Source organism: Psychrobacter sp. HD31 (genome assembly GCF_051097895.1).
Taxonomy (GTDB): domain Bacteria; phylum Pseudomonadota; class Gammaproteobacteria; order Pseudomonadales; family Moraxellaceae; genus Psychrobacter.
This window is the reverse complement of record NZ_CP142525.1, coordinates 158368-180773: the sequence shown is the minus strand read 5'-3', so window position 1 is coordinate 180773 and position 22406 is coordinate 158368. Positions and strand designations below refer to the sequence as shown.

General features: G+C 38.6%; 20 protein-coding genes and 1 other RNA gene. 15 read left to right on the top strand and 6 right to left on the bottom strand.

Annotation, left to right across the window (positions count from 1 at the left end):
* Nucleotides 1-264: 264 nt before the first annotated feature.
* The 5 genes from VH441_RS00710 to ppsR form a co-directional block, all read right to left on the bottom strand.
* On the bottom strand, nucleotides 265-1293 hold the full coding sequence (locus tag VH441_RS00710) for an endonuclease/exonuclease/phosphatase family protein (RefSeq protein ID WP_434353582.1): 1029 nt from the start codon (nucleotides 1291-1293) through the stop codon (nucleotides 265-267).
* Between the two features lie 32 nt (nucleotides 1294-1325).
* Entirely contained in the window at nucleotides 1326-2921 is a 1596-nt protein-coding gene (gene glpK / locus VH441_RS00705) for a glycerol kinase GlpK (protein ID WP_434353581.1), read from the bottom strand.
* An 84-nt stretch (nucleotides 2922-3005) separates the two neighbouring features.
* On the bottom strand, nucleotides 3006-4592 hold the full coding sequence (gene sthA / locus VH441_RS00700; RefSeq protein WP_434353580.1) for a Si-specific NAD(P)(+) transhydrogenase: 1587 nt from the start codon (nucleotides 4590-4592) through the stop codon (nucleotides 3006-3008).
* A gap of 81 nt (nucleotides 4593-4673) precedes the next feature.
* On the bottom strand, nucleotides 4674-5105 hold the full coding sequence (locus VH441_RS00695; protein ID WP_434353579.1) for a DUF4377 domain-containing protein: 432 nt from the start codon (nucleotides 5103-5105) through the stop codon (nucleotides 4674-4676).
* A 124-nt stretch (nucleotides 5106-5229) separates the two neighbouring features.
* Entirely contained in the window at nucleotides 5230-6111 is an 882-nt protein-coding gene (ppsR, locus tag VH441_RS00690; RefSeq protein ID WP_434353578.1) for a posphoenolpyruvate synthetase regulatory kinase/phosphorylase PpsR, read from the bottom strand.
* Between the two features lie 329 nt (nucleotides 6112-6440).
* Between ppsR and ppsA the strand changes: the two genes are divergently transcribed.
* The 15 genes from ppsA to VH441_RS00615 all read left to right on the top strand — a co-directional run bounded on the left by ppsA (nucleotide 6441) and on the right by VH441_RS00615 (nucleotide 20682).
* A complete protein-coding gene (gene ppsA, locus VH441_RS00685) occupies nucleotides 6441-8813 on the top strand; it encodes a phosphoenolpyruvate synthase (protein ID WP_434353577.1) in 2373 nt (790 codons plus the stop codon).
* 196 nt (nucleotides 8814-9009) lie between these two features.
* Nucleotides 9010-9894: an RDD family protein gene (locus VH441_RS00680; protein WP_434353576.1), complete on the top strand. Its 885-nt coding sequence runs from the start codon at nucleotides 9010-9012 to the stop codon at nucleotides 9892-9894.
* 194 nt (nucleotides 9895-10088) lie between these two features.
* Nucleotides 10089-10514 carry a 30S ribosomal protein S6 gene (gene rpsF / locus VH441_RS00675; protein WP_434353575.1) on the top strand — a complete coding sequence of 142 codons (426 nt, stop codon included), beginning with the start codon at nucleotides 10089-10091 and terminating at the stop codon, nucleotides 10512-10514.
* 17 nt (nucleotides 10515-10531) lie between these two features.
* Nucleotides 10532-10759 carry a 30S ribosomal protein S18 gene (rpsR, locus tag VH441_RS00670; RefSeq protein ID WP_434353574.1) on the top strand — a complete coding sequence of 76 codons (228 nt, stop codon included), beginning with the start codon at nucleotides 10532-10534 and terminating at the stop codon, nucleotides 10757-10759.
* Between the two features lie 22 nt (nucleotides 10760-10781).
* Nucleotides 10782-11255, top strand: a complete 474-nt coding sequence (rplI, locus tag VH441_RS00665; protein WP_434353573.1) for a 50S ribosomal protein L9 — start codon at nucleotides 10782-10784, stop codon at nucleotides 11253-11255.
* A gap of 119 nt (nucleotides 11256-11374) precedes the next feature.
* Nucleotides 11375-11731, top strand: a transfer-messenger RNA (tmRNA) gene (ssrA, locus tag VH441_RS00660).
* A gap of 162 nt (nucleotides 11732-11893) precedes the next feature.
* Entirely contained in the window at nucleotides 11894-13138 is a 1245-nt protein-coding gene (locus VH441_RS00655) for a tyrosine-type recombinase/integrase (RefSeq protein ID WP_434353572.1), read from the top strand.
* A gap of 829 nt (nucleotides 13139-13967) precedes the next feature.
* Nucleotides 13968-14237: a hypothetical protein gene (locus VH441_RS00650; RefSeq protein WP_434353571.1), complete on the top strand. Its 270-nt coding sequence runs from the start codon at nucleotides 13968-13970 to the stop codon at nucleotides 14235-14237.
* Between the two features lie 122 nt (nucleotides 14238-14359).
* Nucleotides 14360-15121 carry a hypothetical protein gene (locus tag VH441_RS00645; protein ID WP_434353570.1) on the top strand — a complete coding sequence of 254 codons (762 nt, stop codon included), beginning with the start codon at nucleotides 14360-14362 and terminating at the stop codon, nucleotides 15119-15121.
* 188 nt (nucleotides 15122-15309) lie between these two features.
* On the top strand, nucleotides 15310-15600 hold the full coding sequence (locus tag VH441_RS00640) for a helix-turn-helix transcriptional regulator (RefSeq protein ID WP_434353569.1): 291 nt from the start codon (nucleotides 15310-15312) through the stop codon (nucleotides 15598-15600).
* A 2-nt stretch (nucleotides 15601-15602) separates the two neighbouring features.
* On the top strand, nucleotides 15603-16703 hold the full coding sequence (locus VH441_RS00635) for a phage integrase central domain-containing protein (protein WP_434353568.1): 1101 nt from the start codon (nucleotides 15603-15605) through the stop codon (nucleotides 16701-16703).
* Between the two features lie 50 nt (nucleotides 16704-16753).
* Nucleotides 16754-17119, top strand: a complete 366-nt coding sequence (locus tag VH441_RS00630; protein WP_434353567.1) for a hypothetical protein — start codon at nucleotides 16754-16756, stop codon at nucleotides 17117-17119.
* On the top strand, nucleotides 17116-17988 hold the full coding sequence (locus VH441_RS00625) for a hypothetical protein (protein WP_434353566.1): 873 nt from the start codon (nucleotides 17116-17118) through the stop codon (nucleotides 17986-17988). Before VH441_RS00630 ends, VH441_RS00625 begins: the two co-directional genes overlap by 4 nt.
* Nucleotides 17985-18416: a hypothetical protein gene (locus VH441_RS00620; RefSeq protein WP_434353565.1), complete on the top strand. Its 432-nt coding sequence runs from the start codon at nucleotides 17985-17987 to the stop codon at nucleotides 18414-18416. Before VH441_RS00625 ends, VH441_RS00620 begins: the two co-directional genes overlap by 4 nt.
* A gap of 49 nt (nucleotides 18417-18465) precedes the next feature.
* Nucleotides 18466-20682 (top strand): DUF3987 domain-containing protein, encoded by a 2217-nt coding sequence (locus tag VH441_RS00615; protein WP_434353564.1) that lies wholly within the window; start codon nucleotides 18466-18468, stop codon nucleotides 20680-20682.
* 393 nt (nucleotides 20683-21075) lie between these two features.
* Here VH441_RS00615 and VH441_RS00610 read toward each other — a convergent pair whose 3' ends face one another.
* Entirely contained in the window at nucleotides 21076-22356 is a 1281-nt protein-coding gene (locus tag VH441_RS00610) for a Y-family DNA polymerase (protein WP_434353563.1), read from the bottom strand.
* Nucleotides 22357-22406: the final 50 nt, after the last annotated feature.

Genomic DNA, 22406 nt, shown 5'->3' with positions numbered 1-22406 from the left:
TTTAGGATTGTTTATTAATCATTTAATCAAGCAGGCTGTTTCATAACACCATCACTTTGATGAAACACATTTTGACAGCTTTTACGTTACCTGACTAGACACTATTTGCAACTAACACAACAGGATTGTAACTATTATCTATCGTAATTTTATTTTAGTAATTAAACACAGAGTATTAGCAAGATAACGCCAATTTTAGCAGTATTACTGCAATAGTGTTTCTTGCAAAAGTAGCTAAAAAACACCAGATGGCTTACTATTTTTTTAATTTAAACTATTTAAAACCAATTTGGCTCTAACAACGCCATGATCACTTGCTCTATTTTTATAATCCCACTTTAAATGATCATTAAAATAATCAACTCTTTCAACATACCCAGCCGCAAACTTACTATCAATTAAAAACTCTTCTGATACAAAAATTTGATCAATGACTTCTGGCATTCCCTGATGAATATGACTGTAAGCAACATCATGCATCCAACCATATCTTGTTTGGATACGAGCCGCATCAAACAAGGCGGTATCTCGCATGCTGCGATCATAGTTAACCTCCCCTGTTTCGGTCATTAATTGGGTAGTGACACTCATGGTGACGTCATTCATATCTCCCATTAATACCAACGGGCAAGTCGTATTGTCTAATTTTTTAATCACTTGCATACGTATGGCTGCTGCTTCAGCGGCTCGCATGCACAAGCTGCGTAATTTTGCACGAACCCGAATATTGGGGTCGTCTATATCTTCTAAAGCAATACCATTTGCATCTCTTAAAAAATGGGGGCGCTTACTTTTTAGATGGGCATTTACAAAAGTTACTGGCTTGCCTGCAATATCAAATGTTGCCATTAATGCTGGGCGATTAAATACTGCATATTCTCCCACATCAGGAATATCTATAACGGCTTTATCATGAAATTGTCCTAATACCGCCACATCCAAACAAGGATAGTGACTAATAAAACCCAAGGCAGGCGTGTTTTGTGCGCCTTCTCCTTTTGTATATTTGCTGGTAGCATCATTGCTTGCTAATGGTGCAATCACATCCGTTTCATCAAAACCAAGGTTGATGGCTAAATCCGTTAACGCATTTTTATCCCAAATTTCTTGCACGGCGATTACATTTGCCTGTGCAGGCGCTAGCAATTGAGTCAACCCATTTAATTTTGCTTGATACGACTTATCATCATAAGGCGTGGCATTTTTATAAAACACACGGTGTGGATTAGCAAAATTTGATAAGTTACTGGTAGCAACATAAAAAGCGTGTCCATTTTTATTTACTTTTCTCATAAGACTTTTTTACTCATCATCACTCATTTGCATTAAATATAACGGTTGATAACTTGCTGCCATTTATGTAAATGGTATTCTCTCTCATCTTGACTCATCAATGGTTCAAACCTTTTATCTAATTTCCAGGAGTCAACAATCATTTGTTCATCATACAAGCCAGATTTGATACCAGCTAACAGTGCTGCACCTTTAGAGGTAACTTCCGTATTGCTTGGTCTTAATACTGGCACACCCAATATATCTGCCTGAAACTGCATTAATAAGTCATTTTTTGCAGCCCCACCATCCACTCTTAACTCAGTTAAATCATACATACTGTCTTTTTGCATGGCAACCAATACATCATGGGTTTGGAATGCAATGGCTTCTAATGCTGCTCTAGCAATATGCGCTTTTGTTGTCCCTCGTGTCATTCCAGAGATACTGGCTGTTAAATTTGGTTTCCAATAAGGTGCGCCTAGCCCTGTAAATGCCGGCAATAAAACAACGCCATCTGCATCGCTAACCTCGGCAGCAAGTGCCTCAACATCTTCACTATTACTAAACATACCAAGGTTATCACGCAGCCATTGCACAATCGCACCTGCCATAAAAACACTGCCTTCTAGTGCATAGGTTGTTTGCTTTGGTGGTGTATGCAATATGCGTTTGCCAGACTTAACCAACTTACCTAGTTGGTTACCTATTTGATTACTAAGCTGATGAGTTGATGGGTTACTAATATGCTCATAGCTACTTAATTTTTGATGTTGCCATGCTACCGTTGTTAATAGTTGATGCTGACTAAAGGTTGGAGTATCTCCCACATTCATTAGCATAAAACAGCCTGTACCATAAGTATTTTTTGCCATACCCGGCTCAAGGCAGCCCTGACCAAAAAGCGCCGCCTGTTGATCACCCAACACCGCATAAATTGGTAATTGTTTGGCAAATAATCCTTTTTGGGTTTTACCAAACTCTGCATCCGATGCAACAACTTTGGGTAAAATTGACATAGGGATATCAAACTTTGTCATTAACTCATCAGACCACTGCATGGCATTAATATCAAACAATAAAGTGCGTGAGGCATTAGTGGCTTCTACCACATGTTCACCCCCTGTCAGCTTGTATATTAGCCAACTATCAATCGTACCAACTGCGACTCGGTTAGCTTCGACAAGTGACCTAACCTCGTCATTATTGTTAAGCAACCATTTAATTTTACTGGCACTAAAATAAGGATCTAAACGTAAGCCCGTTGTTTTTTGTATAAATGCTTCGAGTTCTGGATTTTCATTTTGTATGTTTTCACACCAGTCTGATGTGCGTCTGTCTTGCCAAATAATGGCAGGTGCAAGCGGTTTGTGTGTTAGCTTATCCCACACAACGATAGACTCTCGTTGGTTAGTAATAGACAGACCTTCAATATCCGTTGCTAATAAACCGGCTTGGTTAATCACATCTTGCACACAGCTTAATTGAGTTTGCCAAATTTGCATGGCATCTTGCTCAACATAGCCAGATTTAGGTGTTAATAAATTTGTTGGTTTTTGGGCAATGGCAATTGGTTGTGCTTTGTCATCAAAAATAACGGCACGGCTAGAAGTTGTACCTTGGTCAATCGCCAATATATATCCTGACATGATTTGCTCCTTGCTATTGCTTTATCATGACTTTTTGACAAAAAAAACGCCTTAGTTAATGACTAAAGCGTTTTTAATTTTTATTTAAAATACTCGGTTTAATCCATTAAGTGCAGCAACTCGATATGCCTCTGCCATGGTTGGGTAGTTAAAGGTCGTTGTGGTGAAATACTCTAGCGTGTTATTGCACTTCATCACCGCCTGACCAATATGGATAATTTCTGATGCATGGTTACCATAGCAATGGATACCTAAAATTTCTAAGGTTTCTCTATGGAATAATATTTTTAAAACCCCACTGCGATCACCAATAATTTGAGAGCGTGCTAAGTGTTTAAAAAACGCTTGCCCCACTTCATATGGCACATGCTCATCGGTCAGCTCTTGCTCGGTTTTACCAATGCAAGAAATCTCTGGAATGGTATAAATGCCAGTTGGCACGCTGGATACTGGCTCTGCATTTTTTTCACCCAACACAAATGCGCCTGCACAGCGACCTTGGTCATAAGCGGCGGATGCCAATGATGGCCAGCCGATGACATCACCCGCTGCATAAACATTATCAATTTCTGTACAGTAGGTATCATCAACGGTTAATTGCCCACGGTTGTTTGCATTTAGCCCAATCGCTTCTAAATTTAGGCCATCTGTGTTACCAGAGCGACCATTTGACCATAAGATGGCATCTGACTTAATTTTTTTGCCACTTTTTAAATGCAACACAACACAATCATCATGTGTTTCTAAATGATCAATCTCTTCATTATGGCGTATCAATACCCCAAATTGTCTAAAGTCATGTGATAGCGCATCACTAATCTCGCTATCTAAGTAGCTTAATAGTTCACCTTTGTTATTAATTAAGTCTACCTTGTAACCCAAACCAGTAAAAATCGAGGCATATTCACAACCAATCACACCAGCACCATAAATAATAATTTTATGTGCGACATAATCCATTTGTAGAATTTTGTCAGAGTCAAATACACGTGGATGCTCGAAATCTAAGATGTCTGGGCGGTAAGGACGGCTACCCACCGTAATAATTGCTTTGTTAAAAGTAATGGTCTCAAAGCCAGAACCATCACTCATATCAATACGAAGCGTATGTTTATCAATAAAACTTGCCCAGCCTTGAATCATCGTAATTTGGTTACGCTCATAAAATCTAGTATGCGTCGAAACTTGCTGACGAATCACCCGGCGTGCTTTGTCTAAAACTCTAGAGAGTGGTACCTGCTGATAGTTTGTGTTACCACGGTTAAATAACGGATCACGCCCATAGTTAATTAAGTTATAAACAGTTTGACGAAGTGCTTTACTAGGGATAGTACCAACGTGAGTAGAGTTACCGCCCACCTGATCACGGGGATCAATCACAGCAACTCTTTTACCCGATTTGGCAACTTTCATCGCAGCTGCCTCTCCAGCAGGACCTGCCCCCAAAACAACGGCATCAAACTCATACTTTGCACTGCGTTTATTAGGACGCTTTCCTAGGCTACCTAGCTTGATGCGTTTTGAATCAAGTGGGCTAATTAAGCTTGGGTGATGATCGGCATCAATTTTTTTATCTTGCGCAGTTACTTCTTTTTTTTCAGGCTCAACTTTATTCTTTAAAACAACGTCATCTTTTCCTTCGCTTTTTTGCACATGCTCCTGCTTGCTCATAAATTCCTCTTTATTAAGTCTATTAATTTTTCGTTAGTTGCTATTTTTTGTAATTTAGCAATTATGGTTTAATATTTACTATTAGCGATGACCCCAACTAGTGCCATCCACTTTGGTAGTTGATACGATATTAACCAATTGCCACTCACCGGTTGCTTGGTTATTGTTTTGGTCTATCAAAGGACGTGCATTAAGCGTATAACGCTCACCCTGCTTGTGTTGAAAGCCTTTAATGGCATTGTAAGGTAGTAAAATACTTTCATTGGTACTAACCCGTGTTATCAAAATACACTGCATCGGCAGCTTTGAAGGGCAAACCTGCTTTTGTGGTGCAATATCTAACTTGGTTAATTCACCTTCAATTAAATTTGGGATGTATCGCGGTGCAGGCACAGGCTGTTTTTTAACAAACGGGTTCGCAAACCCATTTGAAGTACTTTGGCAACCCACCAAACCAGCTAACATTGTTGAGCTAACAATTGTAGCAACCGCTACCTTTTTAATATTTAACATAAATTTCTCATTTTTTTAGTTACAGAGCATTGGTTATTTATCTATTAATTTTAGCAAGTATCAAACTGATAGTTTGTAAAAAATTTAGTGCAATTTTAACAGATTATAAACAGCTAAACCATTGCTAACCAATACGTCGTTTTAATCCTGATATTTGTAAAATCCTTGTGGCAATCTCTTCTACCGACATTTCTGACACATCAAGATTTGGTATCCCTTGAGAAATATAAATGCCCTGTATTGCCCTCATTTCTTGCTGGCATTGGCTATAACTTGCATATTTACTGCCTGCACGTCGCTCATTTCTGATTCTAACTAAGCGTTCAATATCAATGTTGAGTCCAAATAACTTGTGTTTATATGGCTTAAGTGCTTTTGGCAAGTCGTTATCACAAAACAAATCTTCTTCGGTTAAGGGATAATTTGCCGCAAAAATACCAAACTGTAACGCCAAGTATAGTGATGTGGGTGTTTTACCTGAGCGAGAAACGCCAATTAAAATAATATCTGCATTCTCATAATGGCGAGTACGTCCACCATCGTCATTATCTAAAGCAAAATGCACCGCATCAATACGCGACTTATAACTTTCTGAGTCTACACCAGCATGAGAATGTCCAACATCACCGCCAGGTTCTTCATCAATTTCTTCTGCTATTTTTCCTATTAATCCTTCATAAATGTCTAGGTTGCAAGCATTTGCCGAGTTAATTTCTTCTCTAATTTCTGGTTTTACAATCGTATCAAAAACAAGTGGCATCACCCCATCACGCTCATATATTGCATTAATTTGGCGTACGGCTTCATCCGCACGTTCTAAGGTATCAACATAAGGGATAACTCGGGTTTCAAATGGTACACTATCAAACTGGCTCAAAATTGCCCTACCGAGTGTTTCTGCTGTAATGGCGGTACCGTCAGAAATAAAAAATGCACTTCTTATCCTTTGTTGGTCATCTAAACTTAAAGCGTGGCTATTTTGAATCGTTGATTTTGTGTTATTCATTGCTCGCACAATCTTGGTTCCTTTTATAAAGCAGCTGTACTGATTGAACAAATTTTTGCTAATCACAGTGCTTTTATTGTTTGCTCTGATGCTTTATTGCATAACAATGATAAACCACAAAAAAGCGGGATACAAATGAATTAATATATCTGTAAAAACAATATGATAATTAGAGCAAAAACGCTGATTTTTTAACATTAAAATACATTTTTTATCAAAATTAATTATTCAATTTACCAAAAGTATGTAAAAGTCATTAAATTAAGGCAAATTTTTGTGTATAATCTGCTTATAACCTTTACTAAATACCCGCATTTTTAGGAGTTATTATGACATCTCAGGTCATTAATCTTGATCAATTAGGAAAAGACGATATTGAAGTCGTTGGTGGTAAAAACGCATCTTTAGGCGAGATGATTAGCAATTTATCTGATTTAGGTGTTAGCGTACCAGGTGGTTTTGCTACAACCGCTGATGCTTTTAACCGTTTTTTAATAGACACAAACCTATTAAATAAAATCAATAGTGAATTAAAAGAGTTAGATGTCGATAATGTACAATTACTAACCGAAACTGGTAAAAAAATCCGTAACTGGATTATTGAACAAGAACTACCTGCTGATTTAGAGCAAGAGATTCGCCAAGCATTTGAAGAAATGAGTGATGGTCATGATATTTCTGTTGCCGTACGTTCTTCAGCCACGGCTGAAGATTTACCAGATGCATCGTTTGCAGGTCAGCAAGAAACCTTCCTTAATATTCGTGGTATCGACAACGTACTGATTGCGATTAAAGAAGTGTTTGCCTCTTTATACAACGACCGTGCTATTGCTTATCGTGTTCATAAAGGTTTTGAACATGCCGGCGTTGCACTATCTGCAGGCATCCAACGCATGGTACGTTCAGAAACAGGCGCATCTGGCGTTATGTTTACCATTGATACCGAAAGCGGTTTTGATGAAGTTGTATTTATTACAGCAAGTTATGGCTTGGGTGAAATGGTTGTACAAGGCGCTGTTAACCCAGATGAGTTTTATGTTTCTAAACCGCTATTACAAGCGGGCAAACCTGCCGTTATCCGTAAAAACTTAGGCAGCAAGCATCAAAAAATGATTTATACTACTTCTGGTGAAGCGGGCAAATCGGTAGAAGTGGTGCCTGTAGAAAAAGAAGAGCGCATGCAGTTTTCATTAACTACCGACGAGTTAAATGAACTGGCTAAACAAGCATTGATTATTGAAAAGCATTACGGTCATGCCATGGATATTGAATGGGCAAAAGATGGTGACACAGGTCAAATCTTTATCGTTCAGGCACGTCCTGAAACCGTAAAAAGCCAACAAACCAGCAATGTTATGGAACGCTTTGTTATCAAATCAGACGGTGCAAAACTATTGTGTGAAGGTCGCTCAATCGGTCAACGTATCGGTTCAGGTAAAGTACGCATTGTTGATGACTTAAACGACATGGACAAAGTACAAGAAGGCGATATTTTAGTTTCTGACATGACAGACCCAGATTGGGAACCTGTGATGAAGCGTGCTTCTGCCATTGTTACAAACCGTGGTGGCCGTACTTGCCACGCAGCGATTATCGCCCGTGAACTTGGCGTACCTGCGGTTGTTGGTTGTGGTAATGCAACCGAGTTATTGACGGATGGTGTAGAAGCAACGGTTTCTTGTGCTGAGGGTGACACTGGCTTTATTTATGAAGGCATCTTAGATTACAACATCCAAACAAACTCAGTAGACAGCATGCCTGAAGTGCCGTTTAAGATTATGATGAACGTTGGTAACCCAGATCGTGCCTTTAGTTTTGCACAAATTCCAAACGCTGGTATCGGTTTAGCGCGTCTTGAGTTTATTATCAACCGTATGATTGGTGTGCATCCAAAAGCACTACTTAACATGAACAGCCTACCTCGTGAAGTCGCTCAGGCTATTAATGAGCGTATTGCAGGCTATGGTGCCCCAGAAGACTTTTATGTTGATAAACTGGTAGAAGGTATCGCAACGCTTGCTGCTGCCTTTAAAGATGAACCTGTGATTGTTCGTATGTCTGATTTTAAATCAAACGAGTATGCAAACCTAATTGGCGGTAAGCTATACGAGCCAGAAGAAGAAAACCCAATGCTTGGTTTCCGCGGTGCAAGTCGTTACATCTCAGAAAACTTTAGAGACTGCTTTGAGCTTGAATGCCGTGCCTTAAAATATGTACGTAATGAAATGGGCTTAACCAATATTAAGATTATGATCCCATTTGTGCGTACACTTGAAGAAGCGCAAAAAGTTATCGAGCTGTTAGAAGAAAATGGTCTAAAACGTGGCAGCAATGGTCTTGAAATCATCATGATGTGTGAGCTACCGACAAATGCCTTGCTTGCAGATGAGTTTTTACAATACTTTGATGGCTTCTCGATTGGTTCTAACGACTTAACGCAATTAACGTTAGGACTTGACCGTGATTCAGGTATTGTTTCTAGTTTATTTGATGAGCGCGACCCTGCTGTTAAAAAGCTGCTTTCTATGGCAATTAAAGCTTGTAAGGCTCAAAACAAATACGTGGGTATCTGTGGACAAGGACCATCAGACCACCCTGACTTAGCTATGTGGTTGATGGAACAAGGTATTAACTCTGTGTCATTAAACCCAGATACCGTTCTTGATACTTGGTTCTTCTTAGCGGGCGAAGAAATTAGCTAATTGGATGTCAGCTAACTATTAAAAGTTACAATATGTAATTACTATTAGTTATCTCTTAAAAACCGTCTTTATAAATTATAAAGACGGTTTTTTATTACCCGCATCCTGTAAGACTTGAACAATAGTACACTTGTACCCATTATTCTATTATAATGAGCATAGACAAAAACTTAATAGTTAGGAACAACTTAAAATAATGCAAGTTTATTTAGCACGTAATAATGTTCAAGCCGGACCATACTCAATAGAACAACTTAACTCAATGTTAGCCAATGGTGACGTTTTACAAAACGACCTAATTTGGCATCAAGGTATGGAAGACTGGAAAACCATTTCTGAAGTTACCAATGGTCAAGTAACTTACTATCCAGAAGGCTTTGTGCCAACAGTCACTACTCATCTTGAGCAGCAAGAACGCACGCGTACAAGAACAACCGTAGATGAGCTTTATGGTAATCGCCCTGCTGACTCCATTGATAAACCTGCACAAGAGCCACATCCGGTTGCCCATGTTCCAACAAAATCAACCATGCGCAAAAACCGTGCAAAAAAATCAGCACCAACCTATGAGCTTGCCAGTCCCACAACGCGTATCTTAGCCACCTTAATTGACAATATCATCATGACAGCAGCATTTGCACCTATCTTTTTTACCATTGGTATGGATAAATTTACTAATGTCATGCGTTCAAACACCAGCGCTGTTGAGCAAGCAAGGGCATTAACTGAGCTCATCCCAAGCCATATTGCAAATATAGTGGTTGTTTTAATGCTGGCCATGTTTTTTGTACAAGTGATGCTCCTAATACGCCGCGGTCAAACAATTGGTAAGCTGATTACTGGGTTACGTATTTTAGATAAACAAAGCAAAAAACTACCTTCTATCACAAATATTGTGCTAATTCGTTCTATTATTACTAACATTGCCTATAGCTTGCCTTTTGGTATTATTATCATAGGGTTAGATATATTAACTATGTTTACTAATAAAGATAGACAAAGCATTCATGACAAATTTGCCAAAACAATTGTTGTTACCGCCGATGATAATCAACTTGATACATCACACAACAAAAAATAGTTTATAAAGATTTTTTAAAAGTAAGCAACCACAAAAACATTTTTTGGTTGCTTATTTTTTTTAGTATCAGTATAATGTTCGCCTTTGTTAAATCTACTTACTTTATATTTTTATAATATTGTTTTTAGTGATTTAACAATCTCCTTGCTATTAACATGGGGTTAATAGCTGTTTAATCCGTGAGGAGTAATGTAATGAGACATTATGAAGTGGTGTTAATTGTACACCCTGACCAAAGCGACCAAGTACCTGGTATGGTCGAACGTTATATGAATTTGGTAAAAGAAAATGATGGCAGCATCCACCGTCTTGAAGACTGGGGTCGTCGTCAACTAGCTTACCCAATCAACAAAATTCACAAAGCTCACTATGTGCTAATGAACATCGAAACAAATGGTGAAACACTAGCTCAGCTAGAAGAACTATTTAAATATAACGATGCTGTTATCCGTAGCTTAGTTATCCGCCGTGATGAAGCCATCACTGAAGAATCTCCACTAGCGAAGAGTGCCGAAGAAAAACGTACTCGCAAAGCGCGTCGTAACGAAGCTCAAGCAGAAAAAGAAACTGCTGACAAAGAGCCAAAAAACGAAGCACAAGAAGCTAACAACGAAGAATAAGCATAAGGAGCATACTCATGGCACGTTTTTATCGTCGTCGCAAGTTCTGCCGTTTTACTGCTGAAGGTGTTACCTACATCGACTATAAAGATGTAGACTTGTTAAAACAATACATCGCAGAAAATGGAAAAATCGTACCTAGCCGTATTACAGGTACTTCAAACAAATACCAACGTCAATTATCGACTGCTATTAAGCAAGCTCGTTACTTGGCATTACTACCATACACTGACAACCATCAGTAATTCGTCAATCTAGGAGTGACTCATGCAAGTTATTTTGTTACAGCGTATCGTCAACCTTGGTAAACTTGGCGAAACAGTTGATGTAAAACCAGGTTACGGTCGTAACTACTTAATCCCACAGGGCAAAGCTTTACCAGCTACCCCAAAAAACATTGAAGTTTTTGAAGCACGTCGTGCTGAACTAGAAGCTCAAGAAGCAGAAGAGTTAGCAGCAGCTAACAAACGTGCTGAAGAACTTAAAGACGTTAATGTTATTATGCGTGCTAAGACTGGTGAAGAAGGTAAATTATTCGGTTCTATCGGTACTCGTGATATTGCTGAAGCCCTTACAAAATCTGGTCTTAAAGTTGATCGTGCAGAAATCAACTTACCTGAAGGTTCTTTCCGTCAGGTTGGTGAATACAATGTAAACGTTCAATTACACCACGATATCAGCACAGATATTACTGTTACTATCCTGTCTGAAGACGGTGAAGAAGCAGAAACTGCTGAATAATTTGAATTTTTTCAAATTTAAAAGTCAGCGTTTTGCTGGCTTTTTTATTCATCATTATTTAATAGGTTTAGTATGGCTTGATATTTAAGCAGATGACCTTATATAATGGTTAGCAATTGGGGGGTGTTCTGGCTTCGACGCTGGTGATGAAACTCAATGATGCATGTCGAGAGTTATACCCTCTCGTAAATCAAGTATATTTTAAAATAGTCGCAAACGACGAAACTTACGCTCTAGCAGCCTAAGGGCTGCTTGGGTCGTCACTAACTACCTATGGTTAGGTTGATCACCCCGAAGCGAACGCACATAGGTCCGTCTTGTTAGGTGTCTTGACTAATGAGACTAAATTTAAAGACTCGTCCAATCTTACCTGACTGTCGGTTCGGAACGGATTAAATTTATAGACAGACCCTAAACATGTAGATTCATGAGCGTAGTGCTGGCGGACGCGGGTTCAACTCCCGCCACCTCCACCATACACCAATATAGCCCAGTCTGATATAATCCGACTGGGCTATATTTTTAAAGGCTTACAGGGGATTTAGACTATTATATAGTCTAGTATAGTCTCTTGTAATCTATTTAAAATAACGGTATATTTTACGGTATATTTATTTAATTAAGGAAATATACCGTCAATGCCTCTAACAGATACCGCCATTAAACGGTTGAAGCCAACCGATAAATGTACCCCTGCCCGCCCTGACAAATACAGTGATGGAGACGGCTTACGTCTTTGGGTACGTCATACTGGTAATAAGGTTTGGGTATCAGACTATAAATTTAACGGTAAACGCCAAAGCCTTACTCTTGGTAAGTATCCTATACTGTCATTGGCACAAGCCCGCCAAAAACACCAACACGTCCGCCAAATGATTGCCCAAGGCACAGACCCTAAGCAACACAAAAAAGAGCAAAAAGCCAAAGTAGATGGCTCTCTATTGTTTGATAACATCGCACAAGAGTGGTATGCAGAGCGTAAAACTTACCTTGCTAAGAAAACATATGACCGTAATTATTCTGCTTATGAAAGGGATGTAAAACCCGCTATAGGACATATGATAATTACAGATATAGCCCCTCCTGATATTTTAGCTATTGGAAAAGCCATTGAAAAACGGGGAGCAATAGAGATGTCAAAACGTACCATACGTGAGGTTGGGCAAATATTTAAGCATGCTATTAGGCAAGGTTTAGCTACTCACAACCCAGCTATAAACCTCACAGAAGCCATACAGCCGAGTATAACAAAGCACCACAACCGTATTACGATACGACAACTACCCCAGCTATTACAAGATATTGACAACTATAAAGGGCATGTATTGGTTAAACTAGGCTTGTGGTTTACTTGCTACACCTTTTTGAGAACCAATGAGGTAAGAATGCTTGAATGGGCAGATATTGATTTTAAAGATAAAATAATACGTTTATCAGCCGAAAAAATGAAAGTAAAACGTAAACACCTGGTACCGTTAGCACCACCTGTTATTGAGCTACTACAACAAATCAAAGGATTGGGGTTTAGTGAAAAATATGTATTTTATAACACCAGCAAACGCCAGCCTTTAAGTTCACATGCTTTTATAAATGCTCTATACAAAATGGGTTACAAAGGGAAGATGACCACACACGGCTTTAGAGGTCTTGCCAGCACAACCCTACATGAACTTGAATATATGCACGAAGCTATTGAGCTACAATTAGCCCACGATAAAGATAACAAGGTAAGCAAAGCTTATGATGGTGCTATGTATATTAAGTATAGAACCAAGATGATGAATGATTGGGCTAAAATTATTGATAATGCAAAGCTTGGCACATTGGATAATGTGATACACGTTGATTTTAAATCTGATACAGGAAAGTCTATTAACCAATAATATTAAATAGTAATGATAACCATTTAATAAAATAAAAAAGGATACACTGGTATAGAGGGGAAAGTAAGAAATAGATTAAGAATATTAATAGATATATAAATATATATATATTATATATTACATATATCCTTATTAGTCTTTACATCTTACCAACCCACACCATAGCCAATGTTTTACACACACGGTTACACCGTGTTGGCTCACTTGCCAGCCCTGCCCGTTTTTCTACCCATCGGGCGTGATTTTTTGTTTTTTCTCTTTTTTATTTATTAAGTTATTGTTTTTATTATATATATTATCATAACAAGATTTTTTAAATGGCAATATTGGCAGGTCATGCGTGGTTAGTTTTTGGTCAGATTTGAAATCCGAGCAAACCTAACCCCATTTTAGGCGTAATTTATCTATGCAGATATGCACACGCACGCACCCCCGAAACACGCTATTATGCTATTAATTCCTTTCTATGCTATGCGTACCAAGGGATACAGAGGATTTAATAAAATGCTAGTGCGTGCTATTAATGCTATTATTGTTTTAAAGCCAAACTAAATCATTGATTTTAAATAAAAACTTAAAGGTTTAAAAATAGCATGATGTTTTTTTAGTTTCGCGTTTGAAACGCGGAATTAAAAACCTGTGTAGTCAAATGACCATAAATTAACTGTGCTATACCAACACGAGGGTATAAGATGGCTTTTTTAGGAATACACAATTTTACAACGCATGACAGTAACCACTACTTAATCAAAGATGGTTGGATTAGTGGCAGTTTTATTTATTTTTATGAGATGGAAGAAAAAGGACGTTTTTTTAAAGAAAAAAACCAGTGGCAAAAGGTCGTAAACTTAACGAGATATACAGCATTGACATAATCGACCACCACCAAGCCAAAAAGCATGGCTACAGTGTATTCCAAGGTAGCATGTTTGCACTTACAGCAGGTATGCTAACTGGTGGCGTTGGTGCTTTACTCGGTGGTCTAGCAGGATACAGCTTAACAGGCAATGTTGATGACGTAACGGTTTTTATAAGATTTGAAGATGACAAGACCGCTTTAATAACTTTAAAACATGAGGCATTAGAAAAACTATTTTAACCCTCCAATGGGTTAACCAGTTTGCTATGGCTAGGAGTAATTACCCGAACGCAAGGGCATTATGCACCCTAACCTTGCCCGCCATAGCTCTTATTTTACTTTGTGGGTGCATGGGTGTATTTATGAGTGATTATATTTCAATAGAGACTGCATTACATAAATTAAGATTGTCTAATCCTAGCTTTCAGATGATAGATTTATACAACCTATATTTTAATAATCAGATTGACATTTGCTTTAATTTAGCGAGTTATGGTTTTTTAGTTACTGACGACTTTTATTCTCATGATGACATAAATAAATACTTGGAAAAATGGAATACAACAACTACAGAGTTAAAACCTATTGGTGGGTATTTTTCTGCTACTGGCTGGCATGGATATAGCGAAACTATTAAAAATTTACTTATGGGCATAACCAATGAGGTGTATTGCCGATATGCAGTATTGATGAATGAAGAAGCTAAAAAAACTTCAACTGTTTTTATGCCTTTTGAATATACCTTATCATTTATGCTACCTAATAAAACAAAACCATCCGAATTACCAAAAGATATTATCAAAGGGGCGAAACTAACCAAAGATACTATCTTCATCCCAAATCACCAAGTACAAGTGATATGCCAGCCAAAGCTTCAATCAACCTCAACTAAAGAAAAGTCAAAAGAGCTAATAAAACCATCAGATAAACTTAACCATAAAAGCAAATCATCATATTTAAAACTAATTCACTTATTACTAGACGAAGGAGGCTTTGATACAAAACATCCTTACACCTTGTACCAAAAATTAAAAATTCATGCAGATACTCATGATATAGACTTTATAAGTAAAGATACCTTTAAAAAAGTTATTGATGAAGCAAAAGAATACCGTTCTAATTAGAGCGGTATTCTTATGTAAAATATTAAAAAACAATAAGTTAACATTCTAAATAAAACTAATTATTCTAATTAGAACACTGAAACGCTCCAACTTCTACAATTCCAAACATCTAGCGTCATTCATTACCACGGTGATAGATGACAATAGTGTATTTAAGCATTTACAACTTAAAGATAAGGAATTGTACTATGACTACCGCAAACACCTCTCAAAACGCAAATAAAAGCGAATTAGATAGACAAACTAGCAACACCCAGCCCCCAGCCTTACCCGTTAATGGCTTTAGTCGAGCAAAACAGCTACTACCCTATTTACCCATTGGCGAAAGCACGCTTTGGAAATGGACTAAAGAGGGCTTATTCCCTAAACCTCATAAATTAAGCCCAACAGTAACAGCATGGGCAAATGAGGACGTGCACGCTTGGTTCAAAGCCCAAGCCTCAAATGACGAAAACTATAACGATGACGGGGTAGCTTAATCATGACTAAACAACCAATTCATACCGTACACCCCGACCCATTTAATGACAACGCCACTGCTAACGGTAAACCTTGGGTAACTAACCTAGAGCAGGCAAAGCAACACAAGTATGTGCTTATTGCTACCAGTAAAAAAGGCAACCATATCAATGTTGGCTTTGATTGTACCGATTGGGATTATGTAGCGGATATGACCATTCACATAGCCAATGGCTGGCTAGAATGTATCAATGATACCGTAGATAGTATATTAATTGTTAACCGCCAATATATGGACTATGAGGAGTTATCTCATGCCCTTAACAATGGTTTAACCAATGATGACATACGCAACCACCCCGACTACTCTACTAAATACAAGTCACATAATGACGAGTGGAGTACACGTGCCAGCAACTTTGCCTATGTTCACGACATAGAGCAAATCAAGCCTACTGACCCCCTCAATATAAATGACGTTTACCCGTCAAAACGAGGCGAGTATCTCCTCACAATGGTTACACTTAAAGGACACCGCTTTATTGCCGACTGTGCAAGTTTTGGGAGTAGCCCCTTAAACAACATTGAAGATACAACCACACGCCATAACCACAACCTTTACCGTGATGATATTGGTTTTATCATGATGAGCAAAGACGATAACGCCCACCATTTAGCCGTAATTAATCAAATTCTACAAACAAGGCTACAAACCTTTAGCGATGAGATAAACGGCTTTATACACTTAAATCCAAGCTCCCCAGTAGTAAAAACCACAACCATGCACCGCTCCAATCTATTTGATGACATTGCACAAGGGTGGTTTGCAGAGCATAAAGCTCAACTAGATAAAAGCACAAACGACCGTTTGTATGCTGCCTATATTCATTTTGTTAAACCGCTGATTGGTTCTATGGATATTAGGGATATATCACACGGCAATATTGAAGCCATCATGCTTGATGTTCAAGAGAAAGCAGACAGCGACCAAGCTATGGCGATAATCCGAGAGACAGGGCTTATCTTTGACCATGCCATGACCCATGGTTTAACTCATTACAACCCCGCTGGATTGTTACTTGCGTCTATAAGTGACTCAATTAATAACGGAGCAAACAAATGACCACCAAACAACCCAAACATAAACTAGCTAAAAGAATAAAAGATACCTGCATGGCAATAATCATATTTATATTATTGTGCTTGCCTTTTAGTTGTGCATTCGCCTATACTGGAGACCTCTCTAAAACTATTAGCGGACAGCCAATCCGTGAACCATTGGCTTTTTTTGTGCAAAAAAACTGGCACGGCTCTCAACCAAACCAGTATAAAAGTACAAAGCAATTTACCCAACAGGGTAAAACCGTTGTATCTATGGTAATCAATTTACCACCTTATAACGGGTTGACGTTGCAAAATACAAAAGCCATTAGGCGAATATGCAGGGCGGTTACTAATAGTACCGAGAGTAAGACCCGTTACCCTATGAATTTTCATAGCGTGGCATTAACTCAAAATCTATTAGGAGGTCAATCATGACCACATCAAACCAAACCCCAATAACCACACAAATTAACCGTGATGAGCTGTTACAGCTACTTGGCGACAGTCAAGACAGCATTACCTGCAAGGTAGAGCAAATAGAGCTATTAGACGCTCTAAAAACGGCTACCAAGGCTTATACTCAAACCCACTCGCACGATACACAAACAATCAGACACCTACAAACTATTGATGAAATCCTAACCATGGATTTTACAACAGACAGTAAGGAAGTAATAAAAAGTATCGACCTAATGCGTATTCAGTTGCAAACGCACATGCCCGCCAAGCTGGCAAGTGAGCCAACAAAGGCATTTAATCATCAAACACCTACCCTTAACGACTGGTGCAAATATGCTCATAATGCACTCAATCAACTAAATGCAGAAGTTGAATTAAACCAAAAAGCAGGGCTAGACACCCGTAACAGTAAAGCGAAACTAGAAGCAATGGATAATATCCTAAGCAATATTGTCACTATGCAAGAGTTACAGGCAGAATATGATGGTTATAAGGTGATTAGACCTCCCAGTGACGCAATAGTACCAGCCAGTAATAACCCTTCTAATAACGTAACTGATATACCACAAGGTAATGCAAATATCCAAAATGAAACCATCTCTTTACCAGTTGGTGAGGCACGAAGCAATATAGATGATTTATTATGCGTTTATGAAGCCTTAAACAACCTAACCAGCCTTTTTGCAACAATCAAAGCACTAGATAGTATAAGCCAAATCCAAGCCCTTGCACGACTAGCACAACTAAGCAGTGAAACCAATGCCGATTTTATACGTCATACCATCAATAGACTAAATGATGAAATGGCAAAAACTACTAACGGACGTGTTGGGGGTATATTGTGAATACAAATACAACCAGTACCACTATATCGAGTATTGACCTGCCCAAAAGCATAACCAGCCTTAACGACCTAAGCGACTTTGAGTGTGTATTAGATGGCGACTATATCCAATACTATGCCGTCAATCAAACAGGCAACCCAGTAGCCCCCTTTGGGGTTACTGGCATACCCCTGACCCTAGAACAAGCAAAGCAAACTTGCCTAGCTCTACAAGCAGACAAACCACAATATGGCTGGCAAGTAGAGCAATGCACTATCCACATAGGTTGCATTACAGGCTTTGAACATCTACACCCTTCTAGGCAATGCGACCAGTACAGGTTAAGTCACAGCACGCTAAACACAACAGCCGAACAAAGACGAAACCGCTACAAAAAACGCAAACGTCACTACCAAAAAAGACGACTATCACGCTATGGCAGACGTTAAGCAAATACCACCCATTCATATAATGAAATAGATAAAACAGAGGTAATCAGTGAATACCCAAACCGATAAAACTAAGCAAAGTACAACCAAAGGTGGCAATGAACCGCCAGCAAATGAACCATCATTAAATCAAAATCCTGCACAACAACTCATAAGATTATTTGAGAATAACCGTGCTACCAATGATGTAATAAGCCAATACCATGAGCCTTTAGCACACCTACCTGCAAGTGCAATTATTAGCGGTAATATACTGCTCACTAAAGAAGGCTTTACTAAAGGAGACAATGGCAATATAAATTGCATTAATCATTTATTATTACCTTTGGTAAATAGTGATTTACAGCCTACTAACACCGCCATGATTCCACCCATTGATGATAAAGGTATTCAAGGTAAAACCATTTTTGAACCAATAATACATCCGCAAGGTGCTTTTATTATCGGCTCTTCCTTTACCACGGATAATAAAGTTTACCTGGTAGCAGACCTACAGGCGGGGCTAAATCTTTACAAACTAGATAGTACAGCAACCATCATGGTGTGCTTTACACCTGCAAACCTTGCCTATGTAGCCAAGCAATGGCAATTTAAAGCCAAAGGGCGTTTAATAGCCCCTATAGGCATACATGAGCTTAGCGACTACAAGACCCTACTAACCAATACCAATGTTGCTATATATGCCCTAGAATTTGCCATAGACTGGGAGATAGATAATACAGAGGTTATACGATTAATGGATAATGCAGACATCCACCGTATGAATATAGCCAATACATCTACTACCCTATCTGATGATGAAAAAAAACAACTATCTTGGGATGAAATTAATAAAAGCGAGCCTTTTACTTTATTAATAAATGAACGGGGCGAACCCAACCGATACCCATTAGACGCTTTTCCACCACTGGCTAAAAATGCGGTTAGTGCTATAGCACAGCACTCACAAGCCAGCATAGCTATGGCTGGTCATACGGTACTTGGGGCGATGGCTTATTTAGCCCAAAACCATGTAAATGCCCGCTCATTCCAACATCAATATGGCGAGCCTTGTAGCTTGTTTATTATGATTGAGGGAGATAGTGGAGATAGAAAATCCTCTTGTATCAATAAAGCTAATTTACGGATAGTTGAGCATGACAAAAAAGAATACAACCAATACCTAGACAGATTAGAAGAGCATAACAAAGCCCTAGCACAATGCAAAGGTAATAAAGCGAAAGAGGAATACGAACAAAAATACCCCAAACCATTAAACCCAAAAGCCATATATAGCGATTTTACAATAGACAGCCTTGTGGGCTCTTATATTCATGAACACCTTAAAAGTGCTTATATCACTGGCGGTGAAGCAAGCAAAGTATTTGGGTCATACTCATTTAGTGCAGATAATCAAGGGTCTACCCTATCCATATGTACAGAAACATGGGATGGTGAGCCAGTAGCACGTCACCGCTCACGTTCAAATGCGAATGGGTCAGGCGTGGCTTATGACGTGCGTTTGTGTATTAACATGCTAGGGCAAAAGGTAGCCTTAGAAAAAGTGCTAAATGACAAAATGATGATGGAGCAAGGCTTTTTGTGTAGGTTTTTATTCACTGCCCCCGACACCTTGGCGGGCAAGCGTACCCATACCGCAGATACATGGAAAAATAATAGAGAGTTTTACAAAGATAAACGCTTAGTTGAATACTGGAGGCGTTGCCAGTTTTTACTCGATAAAATACCACCTCAAAGTATAGACGGACGCATTGAACGCCCTGTTATACCCCTTACCGATGAAGCCGACACCCTAGCAATGAACTTTTATAATGATATTGAAAAAAAGGTTGGACGTGCTGGCAAGTTTGTACACCTAAAGTCATTTGCAGGTAGAGCCTTACCAAACGCAATACGCATTGCAACCGTGTTGGCATTTTTTGAAGGGTCAGAGGCAATAACACCCGAACTAATGGTCAGTGGCATTAAATTGGCAGAGCATAGCCTCATGGAGTGGGAACGCTATGGAGGCTATACGGATTTTGATGAAAAACTAGTACAAGCAGATAGAGTAGAAAACTGGCTTATTAACTATTGCCGTGAGAATAATATAACTATTGTTCCTAGGGTAAAACTACAGCAAGGCATAACACCTACAAGCTTACGCAAAAAGAAAAAGCTAGACCCACTTATCAAGATATTAAAAGATAATAACCACATACGAGAGATTAAACACGACAACAAAGCCAGTATAGAACTCAACCCAAAAGTATTTACTGACAAATAAATATAATCTTAATAAGTATTAAATGTGGTTGATAAAGGGGTGCGTTCCAAGCGTATCCCTTTATTTTTTTAAATTATTGATTTTTAAGCAAAGCCCAAATTTGGACTTCACAATATCATTATCACCCTATCAGCAAGCCTAATCAGGCGAGCAATCATCCTACAGTTATAGGCAAAATACCTACAACCCCTACACCCATTATTTAGGCTCTAAATTATCTTTTAAATTCATCAGGTTATATTAAAATTAGTAAATTAATAGCATAAATAGCACCTAATAGCACGCAATAGCATTTTATTAAATCCTCTGTGTCCCTTGGTACGCATAGAATAGAAAGGAATTAATAGCATAATAGCGTGTTTTGGGTACGTTCGTATACAAGCAAATGGATTATCAGTTAACACAAACCAAATCACTAACCCTAGTTGTATAACACGGGCTTAAATACTGCCTATTCATTAACCATTCTTGTTTATTCCTTACACCCTCACTGGCAATAAATAATTGATGGCTGTTATTTGTATTCAGTTTATCCATTAACTGCATAATGGCATCATCTTTTGCTTTTTTGATTGGGTTTAAACCTGCAAAACTAAACAAATCGGGTTGCACCTCATCTTCTTGTACAATACCTGATAGCATAACGCCAGCCTTTGCATAATTAACCTTGTCCTGATACATATTATCTATAACAAGCCTAACCGCTTTTATCATCTCTGTAGTGTTATTTGTCGCCTCATTAAAAGTATATTGCCCTGATACAGGGGTAAACTTTTCATGCTTACTAAACGGACTATTACGAGCAAATACGCTTATGGTTGTACATAAACTATCTTGCTCCCTTAGCTTAGCCATCGCCTTAGCTGTGTGACCGCATAACGCCTCTGTTAAATCTTGCTTATTGGTAATGCGTTTAGAAAATGAGCGAGAGGATACAATCTGTTTTTTTAACTGTACTGGCTCAATATCTAGGCAGGGTTGACCGTTTAATTCTCGTTGTGTGCGTTCTAATACCACCCCATACTTTTGCCTAACCAACCCTGACGGCATATTCGCCAAATCTGCTACTGTGTTTATACCCATGTCGTTAAGTGTTTTGGCATATCTTCTACCCACGCCCCAAACTTCGCCAACGGGCGTTATCTGCATTAAGCGGTTAATCCAACGCCTATTATCTAATACACAAACGCCATCGGTAGCGGGGTGTTTTTTGGCAGCATAGTTTGCCAATTTAGCCAATGTTTTGGTTTTTCCTATACCAACACCCACAGGTATGCCAGTATGTTTATATACCGTTTGTTTAATCATTTGCCCGTATGCTTCTAAATCTTGCATGGCTGTTGGGTAGTCATCAAGGTATAAAAATGCTTCATCAATAGAGTATATCTCTACCGTAGGGCATAGGCTTTCAAGCGTACACATAACACGGTTAGACAAATCGGAATACAGGGTATAGTTAGAACTAAACACACTTACATCATTTGCTTTACAGAAGCCCTCTACCTTAAAGTATGGTACGCCCATTTTAATACCCAAGGCTTTAGCTTCTTTAGAGCGTGCAACCACACAACCATCATTGTTAGATAACACAACAACGGGTTTATATTTAAGGTCAGGTCTGAATAGTTTTTCACAACTGGCATAGAAGCTGTTGCAATCAATTAAGGCATACATGGGTATCACTCATTTATTAAGTGAGATTACTATATCATGATTATTTTTCA

What these genes read in the sequence shown, in the direction of transcription:
- VH441_RS00645 (WP_434353570.1), top strand. Translation starts at nt 14,360, where the DNA reads ATGAGTGATTATATTTCAATAGAGACTGCATTACATAAATTAAGATTG.
- rplI (WP_434353573.1), top strand. Translation starts at nt 10,782, where the DNA reads ATGCAAGTTATTTTGTTACAGCGTATCGTCAACCTTGGTAAACTTGGC.
- VH441_RS00695 (WP_434353579.1), bottom strand. Translation starts at nt 5,105, where the DNA reads ATGTTAAATATTAAAAAGGTAGCGGTTGCTACAATTGTTAGCTCAACA.
- VH441_RS00625 (WP_434353566.1), top strand. Translation starts at nt 17,116, where the DNA reads ATGACCACATCAAACCAAACCCCAATAACCACACAAATTAACCGTGAT.
- VH441_RS00630 (WP_434353567.1), top strand. Translation starts at nt 16,754, where the DNA reads ATGGCAATAATCATATTTATATTATTGTGCTTGCCTTTTAGTTGTGCA.
- ppsR (WP_434353578.1), bottom strand. Translation starts at nt 6,111, where the DNA reads ATGAATAACACAAAATCAACGATTCAAAATAGCCACGCTTTAAGTTTA.
- VH441_RS00635 (WP_434353568.1), top strand. Translation starts at nt 15,603, where the DNA reads ATGACTAAACAACCAATTCATACCGTACACCCCGACCCATTTAATGAC.
- rpsF (WP_434353575.1), top strand. Translation starts at nt 10,089, where the DNA reads ATGAGACATTATGAAGTGGTGTTAATTGTACACCCTGACCAAAGCGAC.
- rpsR (WP_434353574.1), top strand. Translation starts at nt 10,532, where the DNA reads ATGGCACGTTTTTATCGTCGTCGCAAGTTCTGCCGTTTTACTGCTGAA.
- glpK (WP_434353581.1), bottom strand. Translation starts at nt 2,921, where the DNA reads ATGTCAGGATATATATTGGCGATTGACCAAGGTACAACTTCTAGCCGT.
- VH441_RS00610 (WP_434353563.1), bottom strand. Translation starts at nt 22,356, where the DNA reads ATGTATGCCTTAATTGATTGCAACAGCTTCTATGCCAGTTGTGAAAAA.
- VH441_RS00710 (WP_434353582.1), bottom strand. Translation starts at nt 1,293, where the DNA reads ATGAGAAAAGTAAATAAAAATGGACACGCTTTTTATGTTGCTACCAGT.
- VH441_RS00655 (WP_434353572.1), top strand. Translation starts at nt 11,894, where the DNA reads ATGCCTCTAACAGATACCGCCATTAAACGGTTGAAGCCAACCGATAAA.
- sthA (WP_434353580.1), bottom strand. Translation starts at nt 4,592, where the DNA reads ATGAGCAAGCAGGAGCATGTGCAAAAAAGCGAAGGAAAAGATGACGTT.
- VH441_RS00680 (WP_434353576.1), top strand. Translation starts at nt 9,010, where the DNA reads ATGCAAGTTTATTTAGCACGTAATAATGTTCAAGCCGGACCATACTCA.
- VH441_RS00640 (WP_434353569.1), top strand. Translation starts at nt 15,310, where the DNA reads ATGACTACCGCAAACACCTCTCAAAACGCAAATAAAAGCGAATTAGAT.
- ppsA (WP_434353577.1), top strand. Translation starts at nt 6,441, where the DNA reads ATGACATCTCAGGTCATTAATCTTGATCAATTAGGAAAAGACGATATT.